The organism is Listeria cossartiae subsp. cossartiae (assembly GCF_014224155.1).
Lineage (GTDB): Bacteria > Bacillota > Bacilli > Lactobacillales > Listeriaceae > Listeria > Listeria cossartiae.
This window is the reverse complement of sequence record NZ_JAASUI010000005.1, coordinates 79,282-100,277: the sequence shown is the minus strand read 5'-3', so window position 1 is coordinate 100,277 and position 20,996 is coordinate 79,282. Positions and strand designations below refer to the sequence as shown.

The window sequence follows — 20,996 nt, the reverse complement described above, 5'->3', positions numbered from 1 at the left end:
ACAGAACAATAAATAACTTCTCCAGATAAAAGGATACTAGAAATCTTGTATAAAACCAAACAAATTGCCTATCTGCTGTTTCAATTATGAAAAACGTGGAAAACAAAGGTGTAATCATTTATCTTAATGGAATAAAAACCGAAAGAAGGACTTATCATGAAAAAAGTATTTATCACAACCGGAACTGAGCATTATCTTCGTCAACTAATGGCAAATTATAGTGGCGAAAATGTGACCCTTCTGCAAAATTTCTCCCAATCCCTTTTGTACCAAGAATCTACGGGCGAAAAAATTTTCCAAGAAGGCGCGGCGTATCGGGTATTACAAAGCAGCGGTTCCTTAAAGGGTTTTGGAATAGTTGTTTTTGAATATATCCAACTCCGCGATGAAGAAATTCCGATTTTCTTACAACTGTATCAACATGCTAGTTTACATTTTAGCGAAACACCTGGCTTACAAAGTACGAAACTTACAAAAGCGATGAATACGAATAAATTTTTAATTATTTCTTTTTGGGATTCCGAAGTGTTCTTTCAAGAATGGAAAAAAACACCGCTACACAAAGAAATTACGAATATCATGAAGAAAAATAATACCCAAACAGGTTTCTCTCATGAAGATATTTATCATTATCCCGAATTTTCCCATGATGCTAAATAAGAAAAAGCGATTTGGACCAAAAATCCAAATCGCTTCTTTTATTCGTACATTTTTTTCATTCTAACTGGTGCATAAAGGAATGTAAATATTGCTACAAAAGCCAAATTTATTCCTAAAATAATCATTCCGCCAATGGTTCCATTTTGAGCAATTCCGATAATGCTAAAGAGCAGTGCTTGCGCGAGTAGCAAAATACGTAAAAAATGGATAAAACTACGATGACGGTAACTATCGTCAATTGGATAAAGCCGTAACATAATTTGTGCATCATAATGCTTTAACATCGGGATAAATTGAAAACCTGTTAAATACAAGAAAAGTAGCGAGAAAATAATATTCAAGTAAAAACCTTGAACAAATACGAGTAAAATAACCGCAATCACGGTCAGTCGGATGTATAATCCGGCATATTCATTCGTTCTCGCAAAAGTCCGGCTAAACAAGTAGGCAAATGTTTTTCTTTTCGCATAAGGGATTGGCTGATAAAGAAAATCGAGGTAACTCCGTCTGCGAACTGTCCCGCGCAAATGTGGTACATCCGTAAACAGATTCACTAAACGATAAAAACGATTCATCCGCGCCTCTTCTTTATCCACTAAATATTCCCAGCGCAGCGTCACTTTAGCCGTCTTCGTTTTAAGCCAGTAATAGCTCGCTAAAAGTACTACCAACACGAGCGGAATCGAAATATAAGGTGCGGCAATAAGCGCAATATAAATCAAAATAGCATTGAGAATCACACGAATAAACATCCACGTTGTATCCGCTTCTTCTAATTTCATACTTTCCCAACCGAAATAAATATTCCAAGCTTTTAGCATACTAAGTACGATAAACAAAGTGAAAAACTGGCTATATGGAACCTCTGTCACTTCCACATACATTGGCATACAAATTCCTAGCACAATAACAAAAACATATAATTGCATAAAGAAACTCGCTATTTTCGCTTGAGAAAAATAAGTATCCATGGCTTTTTCTTGGACAATTAAGTAAACAATATCCGGCTTTTTGAGCAAGGTAGCAACTGGACTAATCGCAATAGAAGCCGTAAGTAAAATAACCATTAACGGAATAACTGGGAATGTTGATTCTAGCGTCTTCACCCAACCAGCATAATAAAAAATCCCTGCGCCAAGCCCAATCACTAACACAAAAAGCAAATGATCATTAAACATATAACGAAGGTAGCGCATAACTTCTGTCGTATACGCACTAAAACGTTCCTTCCAAAGCGCCTTACTGTCAAATATCATCTTCATCAGCTTCCTCTTCCTTTGTCAACTGAATGTAAATTTCATCAAGTGAAGCTCCTGGCATTTCGAAATTTGTTTGTAAGTCTTTTAGCGTTCCTTCTGCACGAATTTCCCCTTGATGAATAATAATGAACGTATCGCAATATTTTTCAGCCGTTGCGAGAATATGCGTGGACATTAAAATACTTGCACCCTTACTACGCATCTCGTCCATCCAATTAAGAAGCGACTGAATACCAAGCGGATCGAGTCCAACAAACGGTTCATCAATAATATATAACTTAGGCTCAATTAAAAAAGCCGACATAATCATTACTTTTTGCTTCATCCCTTTTGAAAAATGGGCTGGAAACCAATTCAATTTTTTCTCTAGCCGAAACTCTTTTAAAAGTGGCGTCATTCTCGCGTGTAGTTCTTCTTCTGATATTCCATAAGCCATTCCGGTTAATTCCAAATGTTCTTTTAACGTTAATTCTTCATATAATACCGGTGTTTCTGGGATATAAGAAAATTGCTTTCGATATGTTTCTGTATCTTCCACTAATTGGTGACCGTTGATTTTAATCGTTCCTTGTTTAGGGTGCATTAGGCCAGTTATATGTTTGATGGTAGTACTTTTCCCTGCCCCGTTTAGACCAATTAATCCAACTATTTGTTTCTCTTCAATTGCAAATGAAATATCTTTTAAGACTGGACGTTTTGTATATCCGCCTGTCAGGTGTTCTACTTCTACTAAAGCCATTTCCATACCTCCTTACGTCATCTTTAGTTAATAATAGCATATTCATCCCTTGAACTGTCAAAATAATCCATTACCTACTACCTAACACATGCTTTTCACTCCTTTTTATGGTAAATTAAAGTAGTACATAATTATATGTTGTGAAAGGTGGTCATACTTAATGGACGATTGCATTTTCTGCAAAATAGTTCGTGGTGAAATTCCTTCTGCCAAAGTGTACGAAGATGAGGAAGTTTACGCTTTCCTTGATTTAGGACAAGTCACAGAAGGTCATACACTCGTAATTCCCAAAAAACATGCTAGGAACACATTCGATTTACCCGATGAAACGGCCGCCGAATTATTCCGTCGCGTACCAAAAATCGCGCGAGCATTGAAAGAAGCTTTACCAATACAAGGATTAAATATTTTAAATAATAATGAAGAGGTTGCTTTCCAATCTGTATTTCATTGTCATATCCATTTAATACCAAGGTATAGCAAATCAGACGACTTTGGGTTAAAATGGAAAGATAACGCAGATTGGTACACACAAGAACGTTACCAAGAAATTGCTGAACTTATTGCAGCAAAAGTAGACTAAAATGACTTTATGGATGGAGTGGAGTATAAATGAATAAAAAATCACTTATTTTCGGTATTTTAGCTGGTGGGGCAATTGGAGCTGCAGCCTCAGTATTGTTTGCTCCAAAATCCGGCAATGAACTTCGCAAAGACATTGTCGCTAAATCAGGCGAAGCAAGTGTTATCTTGAAAGAACTAGCATATAACGCAAATGAACTTATCCAATCAGTTCAAGTGCTTGGCTCGGAAGGTTCCACTTTATTAAAAGATGTTTCTTCTGACATCATGGAATCTGTTTCCAAATGGAATGAAGAAATGGAACCAGAAAAGAAACGCTTAAAAGACGAAATTAAAGACATGCAAAAAACAATTTCTGACTTAGAAAAAACGTTAAAAAAAGATAATAAATAAGTAGAAAAACTGGGCGCCTGCTCAGTTTTTTTGTTTGGCTAAAATCCCCTTCAAAAAAACGTCAAAATTAGGCAATTATTTATCTAAAAAAAGCTTGAATTTTGGAGCATTTGAGCATACAATACTATGGTGCCTTCTGACAGAGGAGCACTATTTTAGCTATAACTGGAGGAAAGCTTACAATGCGCTGCCTAAAATCAATCAACACAGAGCGACGAGACGAATTTAATCGCCTTTTCTTTAAAGGAATTCTTGTCTGGCTAGTTGCCGTATGTATTTGTTTTTTAACACAACATTTAATTTATCCTGGTCAACTGACAAACGATTATCAATTCGTTAGCTTTTTGGGTATTATTTTAATTTACCCAATCCATAAAATGCTTCATATTCTTGGATGCTTTAAGTACCGTGAAGGAACTGTAATCCAGTGGCGCATCCATTTCTTTTTCCTTCCTTGTATAAAATTAAATATTAAGCGAATCATTCCAAAATGGCACTACATTTTTTCGTTAGTTTTACCATTTGTGGTTATTACAGCTATTTTAGTAGCGTTAATGCTACTTACGCCAATCGGGCATTCGGGAATGTTCTTAATTTTACTTTCCGTGCACGTTGGAATGAGCTTTTCTGACTTTACTCATATTAACAAATTATGGAAAATGCCGAAGAATTGTTTTATCGAAAGTGCAGAGCGCGGATTTTCTATTTTAATTTCTGACTAAACCATAAGAATATCATTAAATTTCTTTCATCTTTTCTTTTTATCTTTAATTTATGTTATGATAGTTATTGTGTTAAGCGGGAATTATTCCAACAACTAAGGAGTGTGTTTTATTTAATGAAGAAGAAATTAATACTTGGACTTGTCATGGTTATGGCATTGTTCAGTCTAGCAGCGTGCGGTGGCGGCGGAGATGTCGTTAAGACAGACTCTGGCGATGTAACAAAAGACGAACTTTATGATGCTATGAAAGATAAATATGGTTCTGAATTCGTACAACAACTTACTTTCGAAAAAGTCCTTAGCGATAAATACAAAGTAAGCGATGAAGATGTTGACAAAAAATTCAACGAATACAAATCACAATACGGAGATCAATTCTCTGCAGTGTTAGCTCAAAGTGGCCTAACTGAGAAATCATTCAAAAGCCAACTTAAATACAACATGTTAGTACAAAAAGCAACAGAAGCTAATACAGATACTAGCGACAAAGTATTAAAAGACTACTACAAAACTTGGCAACCAGATATCACTGTAAGCCACATTTTAGTAGCTGATGAAAACAAAGCCAAAGAAGTAGAACAAAAACTAAAAGATGGCGCGAAATTTGCAGATTTAGCGAAAGAATACTCTACTGATACTGCTACAAAAGAAAACGGCGGTAAATTAGAGCCATTCGGTCCTGGTAAAATGGATCCAGCATTTGAAAAAGCAGCTTATGCCCTTAAAAACAAAGGCGACATCAGTGCTCCAGTAAAAACACAATACGGATACCACATCATCCAAATGGACGAACCAGCGACAAAAACTACTTTTGAAAAAGATAAGAAAGCTGTAAAAGAATCTTACCTTCAGTCTCAATTAACTACTGAGAACATGCAAAAAACACTTAAAAAAGTATACAAAGATGCTAACGTAAAAGTAGAAGATAAAGACTTGAAAGATGCTTTCAAAGATTTTGACGGTTCTAAATCTGATTCCGATTCATCTAAATAAGTAATTAAAAACCACGCTTGGAAAATTCCAAGCGTGGTTTTTTGTGTTTATTCAAATGTAGGATTATAAAACGAACGATTGTCTAATCCAAATACTCGTTCACTAAATTCACCAGGTTTGGTATGTTTCAATACTTTATCCATCATATTTAAGGACGCATCCATTAAATCAATTTGATGCAAAATCTCTGCTTCACGTACAAGTGGTGGTTTCGGGCTGCCCCATTCCCCTTTGCCGTGGTGAGAAAGTAACACATGTTTTAAAACAACTACTTCTTCCCCGTCAATAGAAAGCTCATCAGCAATTTTGCTCACTTCTTCTACTACGATGGAAATATGACCAATCAAATTCCCTTCCAGTGTGTACGTGGTTGATACCGGCCCTGACAGTTCAATGACTTTACCTAAATCATGTAAAATCACTCCGGCATAAAGTAAATCACGGTTAACGGATGGATATAGATCTGCGACAGACTTTGCAAGACGTAGCATCGAAACTACATGAAAACTCAAACCAGAAACAAATTCATGATGATGGCGCATTGCTGCTGGATAATCATAAAAGTCATCTTGGTATTTTTTCAAGAGCGCTCGGGTAATTCGTTGCAAGTTCGCATTTTTCATTTCGAAAATATATTGTGTAATCTCGTCAGCCATTTCCTCTTTATTGATTGGCGCCGTTTCCATGAATTCACTGGCACTAACACCATCAATAGCTGTCGCCTGTCTAATTTGGCGGATTTTCAGCTGCTTTCTTCCACGGTAATTTTGAATATCACCCATAAGGTGCACAATTTGCTGTACCCCGTAATTTACTTCATCACTTTCTTTTACATCCCAAAGTTTTGCTTCTAATTCACCTGATTTATCTTGCAAAACAAGACTCAAGAATGGCTTTCCGTTGCTAGCCGTTCCTTTGACACTTGATTTAATTAGCAAGAATAGGTCCACTGTTTCGCCAACTTCATAGTCTAATAATCTTTTTTCCATTGTATCGCCTTCTTTCTTTCTGTAGTAAGAAGTTTCTTCACTCATTATAGCACGCGTATGTCCTCACTGGAAAAATATTTGCGAGTTTCTTGATGACATGTGAAAAATATTACTTGGTTCTCACTTTTTCGTTTTTGGAGCAGTTGCATCATTTGCCCCATTCTGGCCGAGTCAAAATGCACAAATCCATCATCAATAATAATTGGTAGTGGAAAGTCTTTATGGATAACATCAATTAGCGCAAAGCGAATAGCTAAATAAAGTTGTTCTTTAGTTGCTTGGCTAAGTTCTTCTGGGAAAAACGGAACGATGTCTTTGCTTTCTACTTGAAGTCTGTTTTCTTGTATGTATACCTTCGTGTAGTTCGCGTTTGTCAGATGCTGGAAATAGTCACTTGCTAATTTTAAGGTTTTAGGAAGCTTGCCTTCTTGTAACTGCTGCATGGTGTCTTGTAAAATTTGTAGCGCCAGTTTTGTTTCTGTCCATTCAGCAGCTATTTGTTGTAATTGACTTTTTTCTGAATAAAATTCTTGCATTAAGACAGCGAAAGTTCCGCCTTCTTCTAATTTGCTGATTTCGTGATTTTTTGCTGCAAGTGAGGCGTAAAGTTGCTCTTGTTCTACTTCTATTTTGCGCAGTTTTTCTTCTAAATGCAATTCTTTTTCTTTGATGATAGCTTGATTTTCAAACTGGCTTAAAGCGATTCGTTTATCTGGCTCCAATTGCGCTTCTATTAAAACTAAACGTTCGCGCCATTTTTGTTCTTCTTTCACACGCATAGCGACGATGCGAAATTCTTCTTCATCATTTGTATTGGCCCGTTCTAGCAACTCTGCTTTTTCTTTCTTTACGAGCAATAAATCTTGCTTCACTAAATCTAATTGCATTGTTACTTGTTCTAATTTTTCTGCAAGTTTTGCATTTTCCGTTAGGTGGTTTCGATAGTAAAGCAAGCCTTGACGCAGAAACGTGATTTTCTCTTCGATATCTTTATGGTCTAGAGGGAGTTGTAACTTTGCAAGTCGCGCTTTGTAAGCATTTTGTTTTTCTACTAACGGCTCTAATTTCAAGCTAAGTTCAGTGACTAGTTGCCTTTTTTCACTATCCGCTTTGTATTGTTGTAAATCATACGACCAATTTATTCCTGGCTCGTTTTCGATTGCTAAGTCAGCAAATAGTTGGTTTAGTTCCATCGTATGCTGATAAATTGCTTCATTTAACTTATTCTCGCTCGCTTGTAATTCAGCTATTTGGGATGCAACGATATCCATTTCATTCAATAACTGTTGCCATTCTTGCCTTATTTTCTTTTGCTCCAGAAAGGCTAAAAGTTGTTCATTATTAGCTGGTGCAGCTTTTCCTGTAGTCATAAATGAATAGCCGACAATTAGCGCGGCAATAATAACAATGGCAACGCTCCACATGGACTGGAAGACAATCATCAAAACTAAAGCTACTGCAAAAATGCCTAGTGAAATAAAGGTTTTCGTCATAGCCGTTTTTGGTTTTTGTTCGATTTTTTCTTTTGCTCGTTGGAACGTTTTATTGCCCCACATCTCTGCTTCTATTTGATCAATCTTTTTTTGAAGTTTGTCTTCTGTGTCAGTGGTTAGTTTTAATTTCAACTGAATTTCGTGTTGTTGCTCTTTGTATGATTGCTCGTTTTCTTTTAAACGGTTTGTTCTTTGTTCTAGTTCGCTTGTCCAAATTCTAAGTGGTCGTTTAGTATCTACTTGTTGAAATTGGATTTCTTGCTTTAAACCATTCAGTTGCAGCTCGCGTTCACCAAAAGCAGCATAAGTTTCGATTAAATAGGTGATTTCAGCTTCATTCTCTGCAAAAAAGAGGCTATGTTCATAACTATTTTTGCTAATGAGGTTTTTTTGGCGTTCTTCTAATTGAATCAACTGATTTTGCCATTCTTTTTCTCGGAGTTGTAGGTGTTCTAGACGAATAATTCCGTCTGGTGGAAAACTGACTTCTGGAGCTTGGCTAGCTTTGTTATCGAGCGCTTTCCACTCTTGATATAACGGCCACAAGTCTGACAAAATAGTTAATGTGTCCAGTTCTACGCGGATAGTTGTCTTTTCTGTTTGCAACGCTGCTTGCCTTGCTGTTGCTTGTTCTTTTTCGTTTATAAGTTGTTCATATTGGGCATTTTGTTTTTTAGCGTTTTGAAAAGCTTGTTGGGCTGCTTTTACTTTTTTTAGTTGTTGGTTAATTAGTGGATTTCGACCACTTGGTTTGTAAAGGCTATCTAATTTTTTTTGCAGTGTTTCTGCTGTTTTTAGCAGCGCATCGGAACCGGTCGTCCCTGTCGCTAGTAAATAGCGTTCAAATTCCTTCTTCTTCCACTGATGGATATTTTGCAAACCATGTATATCAAACGAAAAAATGGCTTCATACGTATTTCGATCGATTTCACCTATGATTTCTGGTAGCTTCTCTTCTCCAGCAGTTTGACCATCACCATAGTAAATCCGAACGTCTCCTGTTGCTTTCCCTTTTAAGCGTTCAATAACGACTTTCCCAAGCGCGGTATCTTCTATTGTTAGTCTTCCGCCATATGGGCCACCATTTTTCGGTTCCATACGTGGGATAGATTGCTGTTTTGTTGGGAAGCCAAATAGAATACTATGTATAAAAGCCATTATAGTTGATTTTCCGGCTTCATTTTCGCCGTAGATTACTTGAAAATTGGCGATATTATCAAAATGAGCGTTGGACCATTTGCCATAACCAACAATATCAATCGACGTTATTCTCATTTGTTATCACCTTCCACTTCCGCAAGCGTCATCCCTAGTTCCATTAAGGCTTCATTTAAAATTGTCTCTCGATCTTGTGCAGATAAATCATCTAAATATCTACTCACGCCACTTTCAAGATAGAGTCCTTCTACAGCTTGGTAAAAAGCGGATTCATCTTGTAGTTTGTGATAGCTGTGCCTAATTTCTTTGCCTGCTAAATGATGTTCATGCCATGTTTGGGAATTATTTTTGTTCGTTATTTCGATTGTTATTTTGTGCACCCATACAAATGTGGTATCTTCCAGTTCTACTTCTTCTTGAAGCATTTGTAGCCAATCATTTGTATTTAGTTTTTGCTTATTCGCCATTTGGACAATTACATGGAGAAAATAGCTATGGCTTCGTCCTCGGTAACTTTCCAGCAGTTTGGTCATTTCACGGTAAAAAGTGTTGATTTCGCTATTATCAGGCAAGGAGATTACGACTTCATCCCAAATAATTGGGCTCGTTTCGATGAAATTAATGGTTGTATTTGCTTCTGATAAAGTGACAATACTTGCACCTTTCTCGCCTGATTCTTTGCGGTTTCGGCCTTGAATATTTCCCGGGTAATAAATGCTAGGAAATTCCGCAAGCAATTGGCGTTTATGAATATGACCGAGTGCCCAGTAGTCAAAGCCTTTTTTGCTGATTTCTTGCACTCGAAATGGAGCGTAGACATCATGTTCTTCGCTACTGGATATTTCTGAACCATGCAGTAGCGCAATATGAAAGTCCGCATCTCCTTGTACCTTGTATTCATCTACGCGACTGGAACGAATATGACGTTCATTATAACTGAATCCATAAAGATGAACGTTGGCACCGCTAGCTGTTTGAATGGATGCTACTTCCACATGTTCTGGAAAAACATGTACATTGCTTGGTAATGCCAGCTTTTCTTTATGTTTTTCTATAAAATCATGATTACCGTGAATCATAAATACATTAATATTAGCAGCTTCTAGTCGCTTCATTTCTTTCAAAAAGCGCGCTTGAGCACGGACACTCTGGTCTTCACTGTCATAAATGTCCCCCGCAATTAAAACAAAATCAACGGCTTCTTTTATTGCTACGGTCGTTATTCGTTCTAATGATTGAAATGTACTTTCTTGTACGGCAGAAAAAAGCGGCTGTGGCAGCGTCGAAAGCCCAATGAAAGGACTATCTAAATGCAAATCTGCTATATGTAAAAATTGGATTTCTTTCATGACTTTCGCCTCCTTCTCAAAAACCGAATATACGTTCTTATTATACCTTACAATTACTCTACGTACAAGCATTTCAAATAAAAAAGTGGCGCGATTATTTGCTAAATAAATAACAAATAATCACGCCACTTCGATTCATACAAATTAGTCGTTTGCTACGTTATATAGATCTTGCAATGGTGTCATGATGATGCGGTTTAAATCGTTAATAATCATGCTCATCGCTTGTTCTTTTTCCATTAGTTTAACGATTAATTCGTTTTCTTGAACTTCTTGGGCAACTTGTTGTGCTACATCTACTGTTTCGTCGTCAATTTCTTGACCAGTCATTTGTTTTTCTTGGATTGTTACTTGAACATCACGGAAACGTTCGAATTTTGCTTTTGCGTCAGCGTTTTCGTTTACTTCACGGTATGCATCTTGTAAGCTGATGAATTCAGGTGTTTCACGAATTCCTTTGTCTAAATCATGTGCTAAATCATAAATATTAACTGCCATTGATAAATCCTCCAAATATCTGTATTTGTCACTTCTGTTTCACTATAACAAAAAGTCGCAGGTTATTCCAGTATAAAAGAACTAAATCCACATTGCGAGAATTCCTTGAATAATTCCAATAAATCCGCCTAAAATCCCGCCTAAATAAGTAATCATTTTTAATTCTCTTCCGGATATTTCGACAACTAGTTTTTCAATTTCAGGCAAGGAAAAAGTAGCGATTTGCGTTTCGACTAATTTGGCTAAATCCATTCGTGCCACTATATCCGCGCTATGTGTCGCTACAAAATCAAGCATTCGTTCAACAGCGAAAGGAATCACTTTTTCTGTAATAGCTGCTTCATAATTGCTTAATATCGCTTGGATTGGTTGATTAAATAGTTTATCGTGCGGAACTGCTTGAATTAGTTCAGAAGTCAGCTGCCCTGCCAAATGTGCTTGTTTTTCTGTTGGGATGAGCTCTTGTAATTCTTTCGCTTCAAAATTGTGCCATTCTGTTGTTAAGAGCTGGTTGATGAGTTTTTTCGTATCGTCTTGACTGATAAGTTTTAATCCTTCTTGTTGAATTTTTTCAGAGAAGCTATCAACATTGATGAACATTCTAGCCATGCTGCCCATTTTCCCATGTTCTTCAAAGAATTTTTGTAGCATTTGTTTAATTTGGATTTTGCCTTCTTCACTTGCGATAAAAACGGACATTTTACTCGTAATTCTTTCTGTTACATGCGGAAGCTTGGTTGCTAGTTCTGTCTCAAGCATGGCTGGAATTAAGTCGCTCATTTGGGTAGTTTTTTTTGCCGTTAGAAAATGGTTGATTTCTTTTTCTAATGTTGTTTCTAACCACGCAATGGAGCGTACTTCTGCATTTTCATAGCCAAAATAGTGTAATAATTCATTAGGTGTTGTTTCTAATTGCATTTTTTCGTGGAACATTTTTGTGATGGTTTCGGTTATTTCTTTTTGTAAGGTTTCATCCAGCAGTCGGGCGCGAATGGCGTCTTCTGTGAGTAAATGGCTTACGACTACTTTTCCGATGTGCTCGGCAAGTTCATCTCGTCGTTTGGGAATCAGTCCGGGTGTAAATGGTAATCGTTTATTGAAAAGATAAATGGCTTTGTATGGGCGGAAAAGCATTCGAATCGCGATATAGTTCGTCATAGCGCCGATAAATCCACCAATCACTGCCATTAAAAGTATCGTAAATAACACTGACATGTTTTGCATCTCCTAATATTTGTCTAGTAAAAGTGGTTTCATTATACGTGAAAAATCCCTAGACAACAATTGTTTCTAGGGAAGTTCATTCTAAAGTATGAGATTACAAATTAGTCATTTTGAGCGGATCAATCCATAAATCAAATTCCGCTTCGGTGACAAAATCGGTTTTGATTGCCGCTTCTTTTAACGTGGTATTTTCATCAAAAGCTAGTTTGGCAATCTTGGCAGCTTTTTCATAACCAATGTGTGGATTCAAGGCTGTTACTAGCATTAGCGAGTCATTCACTTTCGTTTCAATGACGCTTTCGTTTGCGGTAAGTCCTTCTAAACAATGAATTCGGAACGAGCGCATGCTGTCTGAAAGCAGTTTGACAGACTCGAGGAAATTAAAAATGATTACTGGTTTATACACATTGAGTTCAAAGTTTCCTTGGCTCGCAGCAACATTGATGGTTGTATCATTTCCCATCACTTGTGCAGCAACCATCGTAATCGCCTCACACTGCGTCGGATTCACTTTTCCCGGCATAATCGAGCTACCCGGCTCATTGGCAGGAATCGTCAGCTCGCCAATGCCGCTACGAGGTCCACTTGCTAGGAAACGAATATCATTAGCAATCTTCATTAGATCAGACGCAAGGCTACGAATCGCCCCATGAACAAAATTAATCGGACTATGGCTAGTTAAAGCAAAATATTTATTGGAATCAGACGTAAAAGGATATCCCGTTTGCTTCATTAATTCTTCGGCTACTTTATCCCCAAAATCGCGTGAAGCATTCAGACCTGTCCCAACTGCCGTCCCACCAATCGCCAGTGGTAAAATGGCTTTCATACTTGATTCAAGATAGTTTTTATTATTCGTTAGGCACGCTTCCCAGCCACTAATTTCTTGTCCAAGTGTTAACGGGGTTGCATCTTGTAAATGTGTTCGACCAATTTTAACGAGCTGCATATACTTATTTTTCTTCTCTGTTAAAACGGCTTCCATTTTAGTTATTTCTGGTAAAAGATTTATTACTATAGCTTCGTAGGCCGCGATGTGCATTGCTGTTGGAAACGTATCATTCGAGCTTTGTGACATGTTGACATCATCATTCGGATGAATCTGTCCTTCGCCTAATGTAAGATTGGCAACATGCGCAATAACCTCATTGACGTTCATATTGCTCTGTGTCCCGCTTCCTGTTTGCCAAACAACTAAAGGAAAATGGGCATCTAGCTCACCTTGAATGATTTGGTCACAAACGCTGCCAATTGCTAACGTTTTTTCTTTAGATAATTTGCCTTCCGCTGCATTTACTGTCGCTGTGGCTTTCTTTAACTGGGCAAAAGCATGAATAATTTCGATTGGCATTTGATTATCACCAATTGCAAAATTCCTTCTGCTTCGTTCTGTTTGCGCTCCCCAATATTTAGCCGCATCTACGGAAATTTCTCCAAGTGTATCTCGCTCTATTCGTTCCATTTCGCCACCCCTTTTTATTCTATTTTAGTATAAACCGGATGTTTTCGCAAAACTCACGAATAATGTTCGCTATTCTGATTTCGACAAAGGTTTGATTTTAATCATTAAAATAGTTAGGCTTACAAGTAACATAATCCATGCAGCAGTGATGCAGAGCGATGGGATAAAGTAATCCATCGTCTTTTCTGACATAATAAGCATCGTTGCGTTTTTGCTTAAATATGCTGGATTAAACATTTGAATCCACCCGCCAAAACCGCTAATGACGCCTAAAACTATCGCAATAAACACACTAAGCATTGCTACGACTGCATTACTATCGAAAACAGCACTTGCAAATACAACGAGGCTGATCACAAAAACAAACCAGAGTGCATACACTAAAAAGCCTTCCACTAAAGATTGAACCGATAATTCACCAAATAAAAAGTACGTATAATAAGCGGCTAGCACGTAACCAATTAATAGCGAGCAGAGACCCACTACACATTGCATGACCCACTTAGATAACACGTACTCGACAGCACTCACAGGTCGCGTCATAATAAACGCTAGCATTCCTCTTGTACGGTCATTTTGAATACAAGCCATTGCAACGACGATAATAATGATAATGCCAATTTGATCAAATTGAGAACCAAGCGTTTGTGCCATTACTTCCTGCGCCGATTGATTTCCCATCAAAGCAACGACTTGTTCCGTTTCTGCTCCAGTACCAACAGCTTTCAATATTTCGGGTAAAAAATAAATCATTAATGGTTGGGTGAGCCCGAGCAAAGCGAAAACGATTGGCAGCCAAATAATTTTTAAACTCCGACGTTGTTCAAGCCATTCTTTTGCTAGTAAAGCGTTAAAATGTGTCATTTGCCCACCTTCTCCATAAAAATTCCTTCTAAGCTTTGATGTCTATTTTCGACGCGGATAAACTCCCCGTCTATGTTTAGCAAGGAACTCAAAATCGCTTCTGCTCCTGCTTTCTGATCCGTTGTATAGACTTGATATACCATCCCCACTTTTTCGATTTTTTCTACACAATTATTTTGTAGAAGTAGTTTTTGCCAAGTATCGCTATCGCCATTCAATTCGACATCAAATACGGGAGAACTCTCTTCTTTCATCAGCTGTGCCACTGTTTTATCTGCAACTAATTCACCATCTTTAATGATAGCAATGCGGTCGCAAATTTCTTCGGCATCTTTTAAAATATGTGTGGAAAATAAAATCGTAATTTCTTTTTTTAATTTATCTAAAAGGAGCATCATTTCACGACGACCAATGGGATCAAGCGCAGAAACTGGTTCATCTAGCACAAGTAGTTCCGGTCGATGTAAGATGGCTTGCGCAATTCCAAGGCGTTGGCGCATGCCACCAGAAAAGGTGCTGATTTTTTTGTTCGCGCTCGCTTCTAGTCCGACTAGTAATAAAACTTCTTGAATACGCGCTTCTAAATCTTTTTTCTCCATATTAGATAGTTTTCCCATAAAATGGAGGCATTCTGTCGCGCTCATCCAGCCGTAAAATTCTGGATACTGCGGTAAAAAGCCAATTTTCTCCCGGACAGATTTAGCATCTTTTCCATCGATAGTGATTTGGCCTTCATCTTGGGTTAATATTTGGACAATCATATTAATCATCGTTGACTTGCCGGCGCCATTCGGACCGATTAAGGCTACGCATTCTTTTTCGTTAATGCTTAAATCAATCCCCTTGATAACCCATTTTCCATTGTATTTTTTCTTTAGCCCTCGAATTTCTAAATTTTTCATTATTTAGCATCCTCTTTTCGCCCAAAAATAAAGTAGGCAATCGGGCCAAAGATGTTGATAAAGATAATCACAACAAGCCAAATGATTGGATTTTTGCGTGTGTTCCAGTTTCTCGTTAAATCAATAATTGCGGTTAATAATAGTGCTAAGTAAAGAAGAAATACGGGTATAATTAGTGCTAATTGTGTTTTAACCAAAGTTTTCACCTCACTCTTTTGTTATACTCATTGTATAACAGTTATAATATTAATGCAATATAAAAAAGCACATTTCACTAGCGGTAAACTAGTAAAATGTGCTTTCCATTAATTACCTATCGAATCAATTAAATTTCCAATACCGTCAGAAACTTTTCCGCCAAATTCTTTTACTTTATCGGCGCCTTTTTTAATTGTTTCACCGGCTTCATCTGCTTTTTCTTTTACGCTGCCCCAGAAGTCGCTACCACTATCTTTCGTTGCTTCTTCCTCTTCTTTTTTCGCAGCAGTTTCTTGTGCAGCGCTCTTCGTACTAAAGTCTGTGGCTTTTTGATATCGTAAGCCACTATTCATTACGTAGTGCGCCAAACTGGAAACGCCCGCAGAACTTGTTGTTGTCAAATAATGCTCTTTGTCGGTTTTATCAAATCCCATCCAAACGGCACCGACCAAGTTTGGCGTATAACCAACAAACCATTGATCTTTTGTTCCGTTAGTATCATCAAAAGGAACTTGGGTTGAACCTGTTTTCCCAGCCATTTCGTGACCTGAAACGGCCGCACTTCGACCTGTTCCTGTGTTGATAACATCAAGTAGCATCGATGTCATTTCATTAGAAACGGTTTCTGAGATGATTTGTTTCGTTTTAGGCACATTTTCGTATACTGTATTGCCTGATGGATCGACAATTTTAGTAATAATATGTGATTCTGGTTTTGCACCATTATTGGCAAATGTAGCATAAGCGGTTGCGATTTCGACTGGCGAAGCACCTTTACTCATACCACCGAGGGCAAGACCTAATGTTTTATCTTGTTCGGGAACGGTAATACCAAATTTTTCAACGGATTTAACGCCTTTATCGATACCAATTTGGTCAAGTAACCAAACGGCCGGGGCATTAATCGAGTTTGCAACGGCTTTATACATAGGAACTTCTCCGCTATAAACGCCGCCAACATTGGTTGGTGTATAGTTTCCTTTGTATGTTGTTTTTTCATCTTTTAGCATCGAGTCAACATCGTAACCTGCTTGAAGCGCTGGTGTGTAAACTGCGAGAGGTTTCATCGTCGAACCTGGTTGAGCTTTCATTTGAGTTGCTCGGTTAAAACCACGGAAAACGTGTTCACCGCGACCGCCAACAAGCGCTCGAATGCCACCAGTTGCTGGATCCATTAAGACTGCGCCAGATTGAACTAATGTACCGTCATTCGCATTCGATGGGAATAAATTGTCGTTATTGTATACTTTTTCTAAAGAGGTTTGATAGTTTTGATCTAATTCTGTGTAGATTTTATACCCTTTTTGCATGATTTCGTCTTGTGTTATATCCGCTTCATTGACAGCTTCGTTTATAACTGCATCGACATACCATGGATATTTATTTGCAAGTGGATCTTTTGATTGATCATTTAAAACGATTTTCGTTGCTTTATATTTCTCGCCTTCTGCTTTTGTTATGTCGCCTGTTTCGACCATTGCATTTAAGACCATGTTGCGGCGGTTCGTTGCTTTATCGATATGTTGATACGGGTCATATGCACTTGGAGCTTGAAGTAATCCAGCTATTGTCGCGGCTTCCGGAATATTTAAATCGGCCGCTGACTTCCCAAAATATTTTAAGGAAGCATTTTCGACTCCCCACTCTCCGTTACCAAAATAAGAGCGATTTAAGTACATTTCCATAATTTCATCTTTGGAATAAGTTTTCTCGATTTCACGAGCCATGAAAATTTCTTTCGCTTTTCGTGTAAAGGTTTGTTCTTGTGTTAGTAACGCATTCTTGGCAAGTTGTTGCGTGATTGTACTACCACCACCAGAAATACCTCCGCTTGTGACTAGGTTAACGCCAGCTCGGGCAATCCCTTTTAAGTCAAAGCCTTTATGTTCGTAAAATTTTCTATCTTCAATGGAAACGACTGCATTTTGAAGATTTTTAGAGATTTTATTGATGGATACAAATGTTGCGTCCGTAGAAGATAGCTCGCCCGCTTTGTCTCCGTCTTTGTCATAAATAATCGTGGCGGATTCTAGACCTTTTTTCAAAGCATCTATATCAGCAGATTTTGCTACAACTACAAGATAAATAATAAAACTTAATAAGAATACGAGTCCAGCTAGTAAAAAAATCTTTCCGATATGTTTGTTTTTCCAGAAGCGTCTAAATTTCTGCCATCCTTTGTTAATCCATTTTCCGATAAAACCAAAGAATAATTTCAGGTATTTAATAAGTTGTTGTTTGAATTTGTCCATGTAACTCTCCTATCTTTCTACACGGTATTAACTAAAACTATAAACACAGTTATACACGTATTTTACGTTAAAAAGCAACTTTATGCCACCAACTTTAGACCGATTTTTGTAATATTTTTGTAATAATCCATATTTCCTACATATTTGTTAACCTCTTTTTTACAATTTCTTCATTTTAATGTTTCTAGTAGTTTAAAAAGGGTAGATATTACTGTTACCAATACTTGTGTTTTGGTAATAAGAATCACCTATATACTGTGTACAACAAGTAATGGCAGACGTTTTACATGGACGCATTAATAAGCCGGAAAGGAATTGGAATATGACGCAAAAGCTGATTTACTTTTTATCACAAACGCATATTCGAAGTGCCATTGCTGAAGCCTGGGCGAAAAGACTTTCACTTAGCAATGTCAAATTCATTAGCGGTTCTTGGCATAAATCCAAAGCAACACCATTTATTGCAGAAGCGTTGAATGAGTTTGCGATTGAGCCACCTGAAAGCTTGTCTTATTCCCCGAGCTCTGAACTACTGGCAGATGCTGATCTCATTGTAACAATTTATGATTCTGCATATGAAACTGCACCAAATTTTCCCGCTGACATACAAGAAAAGATTATTTATTGGGACATTGATGATCCAGAACAAGAAATAGCGTTACCAAAAAAATGGGCAAGTTATCAAGAAGTGTGTGATAACATTGCTTTATCCGTAAAAAATTTAGAGCACGTATTGATAGAGGCTTAGATTCTGTTGTCCCGCCATTTGTAGGCGGGACTTTTATGTTAAAAGAGAAGGGAGTCATACATAATGGATGGATACAACGATTTAAAAAAGGCTGAGAAAGCGGCATTTTTGAGTATATTTGCTTACTTATTTCTCGCTGTGTTAAAAATAGTCGCTGGCCAGTTGGGAAATTCCGATGCCCTACTTGCTGATGGTTTGAATAATACAACGGATATAATCGCTTCTGTGGCGCTTTTAATTGGCCTTCGAATTTCGCGAATTCCACCTGATGCTGATCATTCCTATGGACATCGACGCACAGAAACCATTAGCTCGTTGATTGCGTCTATTATTATGTTCCTAGTGGGTGTCCAAGTTATTTGGAGCTCGATTGTTCATATTATCGAAAAGGAATTTGCAACACCATCGATATTAACTGCTGTCGTCGCGCTCTTTTCTGGTGTATTTATGTACGCCGTTTATTTATATAATCACCGGCTTGCGAAAAAAATAGATAGCCAAGCGGTGCGAGCTGCTGCTTATGATAATCGGTCGGATGCGTTGGTTAGTTTTGGCGCATTTATTGGAATTATCGGGGCAGTACTTGGTGTTCCTTGGCTCGATTCAGTAACAGCTTTTTTAGTCGGCGTTTTAATTGTTTATACGGCTGTCAAAATTTTCTACGATGCTGCTCATTCGTTAACGGACGGCTTTGATGTTTCTAAGCTTGAAACGATTCACGATTTAATTGCGTCCGTCCCTGATGTGAAAAAAGTGATTGATATTAAAGCGCGAATGAATGGTAATCGAATTTGGATTGATGCAACGATTGCTGTTGACCCTGAGTTGAATGTTGTTAAAAGTCATGAAATCACCGAAATTGTCGAACAAAAAATTCGAAGTAAGTATGAAGGTGCGTTTACTTTAGTTCATATTGAACCATTTTTCGAATAATATTCGTTGTCAATCGCCGTAAAGTCAACTATAATTTAGATTAAAGTATCATTTGCTGGGAGGGAATATTCGATGGGGCAGAGAAACTAATTCATACAAATTATCTAACTAGAATGAAAAATATGCAGCAACACATTGGAGGAGTTCTCTTCCAGAGCGGCTTTTCTTCTATATAGATAGTTTTATCATAAGCTTATTTATATTAAATTAGGAGGTGTTTGCCTTAGCAGAAACTATTTCTGTCAAGGCGATTTATTGATATTAACCATTAAATTTTTAATTATAGCTTTACTTATTGCTATATCGGCGTTTTTCGTGGCAACGGAATTTGCGATTGTTAAAATGCGACCGAGCCGCTTGGACCAATTAATTGCGGAGAAAGATAAACGCGCGGCCCTTGCTAGACATATTTACAACCATTTGAACGCTTACTTATCAGCCTGCCAACTCGGGATAACGATTAGTTCTCTTGGACTTGGTTGGTTAGGGGAATCTACCGTAGAAGCTGCCTTGCATCCATTGTTTAGTTTAATGGAACTACCGCAATCTGCTATTACGATTCTTTCCTTCACGATTGCCTTTCTTTTTATCACGTTCTTACACGTGGTTGTCGGCGAACTTGTACCGAAAACATTAGCAATCGACAAAACAGAGGCTGTGGCGCTTTCGGTCGCTCGTCCACTGCATATTTTTTATAAAGTAATGTTCCCATTCATTTGGATTCTAAATGGATCTGCGGTTTTCATCGCGCGTCTTTTTGGCTTAGAACCTGCTTCTGAACATGAAATTGCGCATACCGAAGACGAGTTAAAAATAATCGTTGGTGAAAGTTATAAAAGCGGCGAAATCAACCAATCGGAATTTCGTTATGTGAATAAGATTTTCGATTTTGACGAACGTATGGCAAAAGAAGTCATGATTCCGCGAACCGAGATTGTGACGGTTGATACAGGTTCTACTATCGGCGAATTATCCGACATTATGCAAAATGAACGCTATACACGCTATCCGGTCATTGATGGCGATAAAGACCATGTTATCGGCGTACTTAACTTGAAGGAAATTTTATCGGCTTATGTAGAACACGGTTCCAATCCTAGTTTTAGCATTGACCCTTACGTGAAACCGATTATTCGAGTGATTGAAACGATTCCGATTAAAGAATTACTTTTCCGAATGCAGCGCGAACGTTCTCATATCGCGATTTTACTTGACGAATACGGCGGTACTTCTGGGCTTGTTACGGTAGAAGATATTGTTGAAGAAATCGTTGGCGATATCCGTGATGAATTTGATGCGGATGAAATTCCTGAAATTCGCAAAATCAAAGACGGTCATTATATTGTCGATGCAAAACTTCTGATTGATGAAGTAAATAATATTTTAGGTACCGAAATCGAGGAAGAAGAAGTTGATACAATCGGTGGCTGGTTCTTAACACAAAATTATGAAGTCGAAGTTGGGGATGAAATTGATTACGATGGTTTTATTTTCCGCGTGAAACAAGGCGAACCCCACCATATTGAGTATATCGAAATCATTAAAAAATCGAATGACTAATGCAAAAAGTAGCTAT

Annotated in this window: 20 protein-coding genes; 8 read left to right on the top strand and 12 right to left on the bottom strand. The window is 37.7% G+C overall.

Annotation, left to right across the window (positions count from 1 at the left end; all coding sequences use genetic code 11):
• Positions 1-156: 156 nt before the first annotated feature.
• On the top strand, positions 157-660 hold the full coding sequence (locus HCJ30_RS13030; RefSeq protein WP_185392500.1) for an antibiotic biosynthesis monooxygenase family protein: 504 nt from the start codon (positions 157-159) through the stop codon (positions 658-660).
• 38 nt (positions 661-698) lie between these two features.
• Here HCJ30_RS13030 and HCJ30_RS13025 read toward each other — a convergent pair whose 3' ends face one another.
• A complete protein-coding gene (locus tag HCJ30_RS13025; protein ID WP_185392499.1) occupies positions 699-1,922 on the bottom strand; it encodes an ABC transporter permease in 1,224 nt (407 codons plus the stop codon).
• Complete coding sequence (locus HCJ30_RS13020) at positions 1,906-2,658, bottom strand: ABC transporter ATP-binding protein (RefSeq protein ID WP_008948525.1); 753 nt, start codon at positions 2,656-2,658, stop codon at positions 1,906-1,908. The genes HCJ30_RS13025 and HCJ30_RS13020 overlap by 17 nt, the downstream gene beginning before the upstream one ends.
• Before the next feature lie 160 nt (positions 2,659-2,818).
• Here HCJ30_RS13020 and HCJ30_RS13015 point away from each other — a divergent pair, with 160 nt between their 5' ends.
• The 4 genes from HCJ30_RS13015 to HCJ30_RS13000 all read left to right on the top strand — a co-directional run bounded on the left by HCJ30_RS13015 (position 2,819) and on the right by HCJ30_RS13000 (position 5,350).
• A complete protein-coding gene (locus HCJ30_RS13015) occupies positions 2,819-3,241 on the top strand; it encodes an HIT family protein (protein ID WP_008948526.1) in 423 nt (140 codons plus the stop codon).
• A gap of 29 nt (positions 3,242-3,270) precedes the next feature.
• Positions 3,271-3,633 (top strand): YtxH domain-containing protein, encoded by a 363-nt coding sequence (locus tag HCJ30_RS13010; RefSeq protein WP_003768001.1) that lies wholly within the window; start codon positions 3,271-3,273, stop codon positions 3,631-3,633.
• 182 nt (positions 3,634-3,815) lie between these two features.
• Positions 3,816-4,355 carry a DUF3267 domain-containing protein gene (locus HCJ30_RS13005; RefSeq protein ID WP_070036795.1) on the top strand — a complete coding sequence of 180 codons (540 nt, stop codon included), beginning with the start codon at positions 3,816-3,818 and terminating at the stop codon, positions 4,353-4,355.
• 116 nt (positions 4,356-4,471) lie between these two features.
• A complete protein-coding gene (locus HCJ30_RS13000; RefSeq protein WP_185392498.1) occupies positions 4,472-5,350 on the top strand; it encodes a peptidylprolyl isomerase in 879 nt (292 codons plus the stop codon).
• A 47-nt stretch (positions 5,351-5,397) separates the two neighbouring features.
• Here the strand turns inward: HCJ30_RS13000 and yhaM are convergent, their stop codons facing one another.
• The 10 genes from yhaM to HCJ30_RS12950 form a co-directional block, all read right to left on the bottom strand.
• On the bottom strand, positions 5,398-6,339 hold the full coding sequence (gene yhaM / locus HCJ30_RS12995) for a 3'-5' exoribonuclease YhaM (protein ID WP_070036800.1): 942 nt from the start codon (positions 6,337-6,339) through the stop codon (positions 5,398-5,400).
• A gap of 44 nt (positions 6,340-6,383) precedes the next feature.
• Positions 6,384-9,107: an ATP-binding protein gene (locus tag HCJ30_RS12990; protein ID WP_185392497.1), complete on the bottom strand. Its 2,724-nt coding sequence runs from the start codon at positions 9,105-9,107 to the stop codon at positions 6,384-6,386.
• Complete coding sequence (locus HCJ30_RS12985; protein ID WP_185392496.1) at positions 9,104-10,339, bottom strand: metallophosphoesterase family protein; 1,236 nt, start codon at positions 10,337-10,339, stop codon at positions 9,104-9,106. The genes HCJ30_RS12990 and HCJ30_RS12985 overlap by 4 nt, the downstream gene beginning before the upstream one ends.
• A gap of 144 nt (positions 10,340-10,483) precedes the next feature.
• A complete protein-coding gene (locus tag HCJ30_RS12980) occupies positions 10,484-10,837 on the bottom strand; it encodes a YlbF/YmcA family competence regulator (protein ID WP_008948533.1) in 354 nt (117 codons plus the stop codon).
• An 81-nt stretch (positions 10,838-10,918) separates the two neighbouring features.
• Positions 10,919-12,052 (bottom strand): DUF445 domain-containing protein, encoded by a 1,134-nt coding sequence (locus HCJ30_RS12975; RefSeq protein WP_185392495.1) that lies wholly within the window; start codon positions 12,050-12,052, stop codon positions 10,919-10,921.
• A gap of 103 nt (positions 12,053-12,155) precedes the next feature.
• Entirely contained in the window at positions 12,156-13,523 is a 1,368-nt protein-coding gene (gene fumC / locus HCJ30_RS12970; RefSeq protein ID WP_185392494.1) for a class II fumarate hydratase, read from the bottom strand.
• A gap of 69 nt (positions 13,524-13,592) precedes the next feature.
• On the bottom strand, positions 13,593-14,387 hold the full coding sequence (locus tag HCJ30_RS12965; protein ID WP_185392493.1) for an ABC transporter permease: 795 nt from the start codon (positions 14,385-14,387) through the stop codon (positions 13,593-13,595).
• Positions 14,384-15,289 (bottom strand): ABC transporter ATP-binding protein, encoded by a 906-nt coding sequence (locus tag HCJ30_RS12960; RefSeq protein ID WP_185392492.1) that lies wholly within the window; start codon positions 15,287-15,289, stop codon positions 14,384-14,386. Before HCJ30_RS12960 ends, HCJ30_RS12965 begins: the two co-directional genes overlap by 4 nt.
• A complete protein-coding gene (locus tag HCJ30_RS12955) occupies positions 15,289-15,486 on the bottom strand; it encodes a PLD nuclease N-terminal domain-containing protein (RefSeq protein ID WP_185392491.1) in 198 nt (65 codons plus the stop codon). The genes HCJ30_RS12960 and HCJ30_RS12955 overlap by 1 nt, the downstream gene beginning before the upstream one ends.
• A gap of 108 nt (positions 15,487-15,594) precedes the next feature.
• A complete protein-coding gene (locus tag HCJ30_RS12950) occupies positions 15,595-17,739 on the bottom strand; it encodes a penicillin-binding protein 1A (RefSeq protein ID WP_185392490.1) in 2,145 nt (714 codons plus the stop codon).
• 322 nt (positions 17,740-18,061) lie between these two features.
• Between HCJ30_RS12950 and HCJ30_RS12945 the strand changes: the two genes are divergently transcribed.
• The 3 genes from HCJ30_RS12945 (at position 18,062) to HCJ30_RS12935 (ending at position 20,980) form a co-directional block, all read left to right on the top strand.
• Entirely contained in the window at positions 18,062-18,487 is a 426-nt protein-coding gene (locus tag HCJ30_RS12945; protein ID WP_185392576.1) for a low molecular weight phosphatase family protein, read from the top strand.
• A gap of 63 nt (positions 18,488-18,550) precedes the next feature.
• The gene (locus HCJ30_RS12940) at positions 18,551-19,420 is read left to right on the top strand and encodes a cation diffusion facilitator family transporter (protein WP_185392489.1); all 870 of its coding nucleotides are present in this window, start codon (positions 18,551-18,553) and stop codon (positions 19,418-19,420) included.
• Positions 19,421-19,675: 255 nt separating this feature from the next.
• Positions 19,676-20,980: a hemolysin family protein gene (locus HCJ30_RS12935; RefSeq protein ID WP_185392488.1), complete on the top strand. Its 1,305-nt coding sequence runs from the start codon at positions 19,676-19,678 to the stop codon at positions 20,978-20,980.
• Positions 20,981-20,996: the final 16 nt, after the last annotated feature.

Bases quoted from the DNA above. Each gene is read 5' to 3' on its own strand.
- HCJ30_RS13030 (WP_185392500.1), top strand. From the start codon at position 157: ATGAAAAAAGTATTTATCACAACCGGAACTGAGCATTATCTTCGTCAA.
- HCJ30_RS13025 (WP_185392499.1), bottom strand. From the start codon at position 1,922: ATGAAGATGATATTTGACAGTAAGGCGCTTTGGAAGGAACGTTTTAGT.
- HCJ30_RS13020 (WP_008948525.1), bottom strand. From the start codon at position 2,658: ATGGCTTTAGTAGAAGTAGAACACCTGACAGGCGGATATACAAAACGT.
- HCJ30_RS13015 (WP_008948526.1), top strand. From the start codon at position 2,819: ATGGACGATTGCATTTTCTGCAAAATAGTTCGTGGTGAAATTCCTTCT.
- HCJ30_RS13010 (WP_003768001.1), top strand. From the start codon at position 3,271: ATGAATAAAAAATCACTTATTTTCGGTATTTTAGCTGGTGGGGCAATT.
- HCJ30_RS13005 (WP_070036795.1), top strand. From the start codon at position 3,816: ATGCGCTGCCTAAAATCAATCAACACAGAGCGACGAGACGAATTTAAT.
- HCJ30_RS13000 (WP_185392498.1), top strand. From the start codon at position 4,472: ATGAAGAAGAAATTAATACTTGGACTTGTCATGGTTATGGCATTGTTC.
- yhaM (WP_070036800.1), bottom strand. From the start codon at position 6,339: ATGGAAAAAAGATTATTAGACTATGAAGTTGGCGAAACAGTGGACCTA.
- HCJ30_RS12990 (WP_185392497.1), bottom strand. From the start codon at position 9,107: ATGAGAATAACGTCGATTGATATTGTTGGTTATGGCAAATGGTCCAAC.
- HCJ30_RS12985 (WP_185392496.1), bottom strand. From the start codon at position 10,339: ATGAAAGAAATCCAATTTTTACATATAGCAGATTTGCATTTAGATAGT.
- HCJ30_RS12980 (WP_008948533.1), bottom strand. From the start codon at position 10,837: ATGGCAGTTAATATTTATGATTTAGCACATGATTTAGACAAAGGAATT.
- HCJ30_RS12975 (WP_185392495.1), bottom strand. From the start codon at position 12,052: ATGTCAGTGTTATTTACGATACTTTTAATGGCAGTGATTGGTGGATTT.
- fumC (WP_185392494.1), bottom strand. From the start codon at position 13,523: ATGGAACGAATAGAGCGAGATACACTTGGAGAAATTTCCGTAGATGCG.
- HCJ30_RS12965 (WP_185392493.1), bottom strand. From the start codon at position 14,387: ATGACACATTTTAACGCTTTACTAGCAAAAGAATGGCTTGAACAACGT.
- HCJ30_RS12960 (WP_185392492.1), bottom strand. From the start codon at position 15,289: ATGAAAAATTTAGAAATTCGAGGGCTAAAGAAAAAATACAATGGAAAA.
- HCJ30_RS12950 (WP_185392490.1), bottom strand. From the start codon at position 17,739: ATGGACAAATTCAAACAACAACTTATTAAATACCTGAAATTATTCTTT.
- HCJ30_RS12945 (WP_185392576.1), top strand. From the start codon at position 18,062: ATGACGCAAAAGCTGATTTACTTTTTATCACAAACGCATATTCGAAGT.
- HCJ30_RS12940 (WP_185392489.1), top strand. From the start codon at position 18,551: ATGGATGGATACAACGATTTAAAAAAGGCTGAGAAAGCGGCATTTTTG.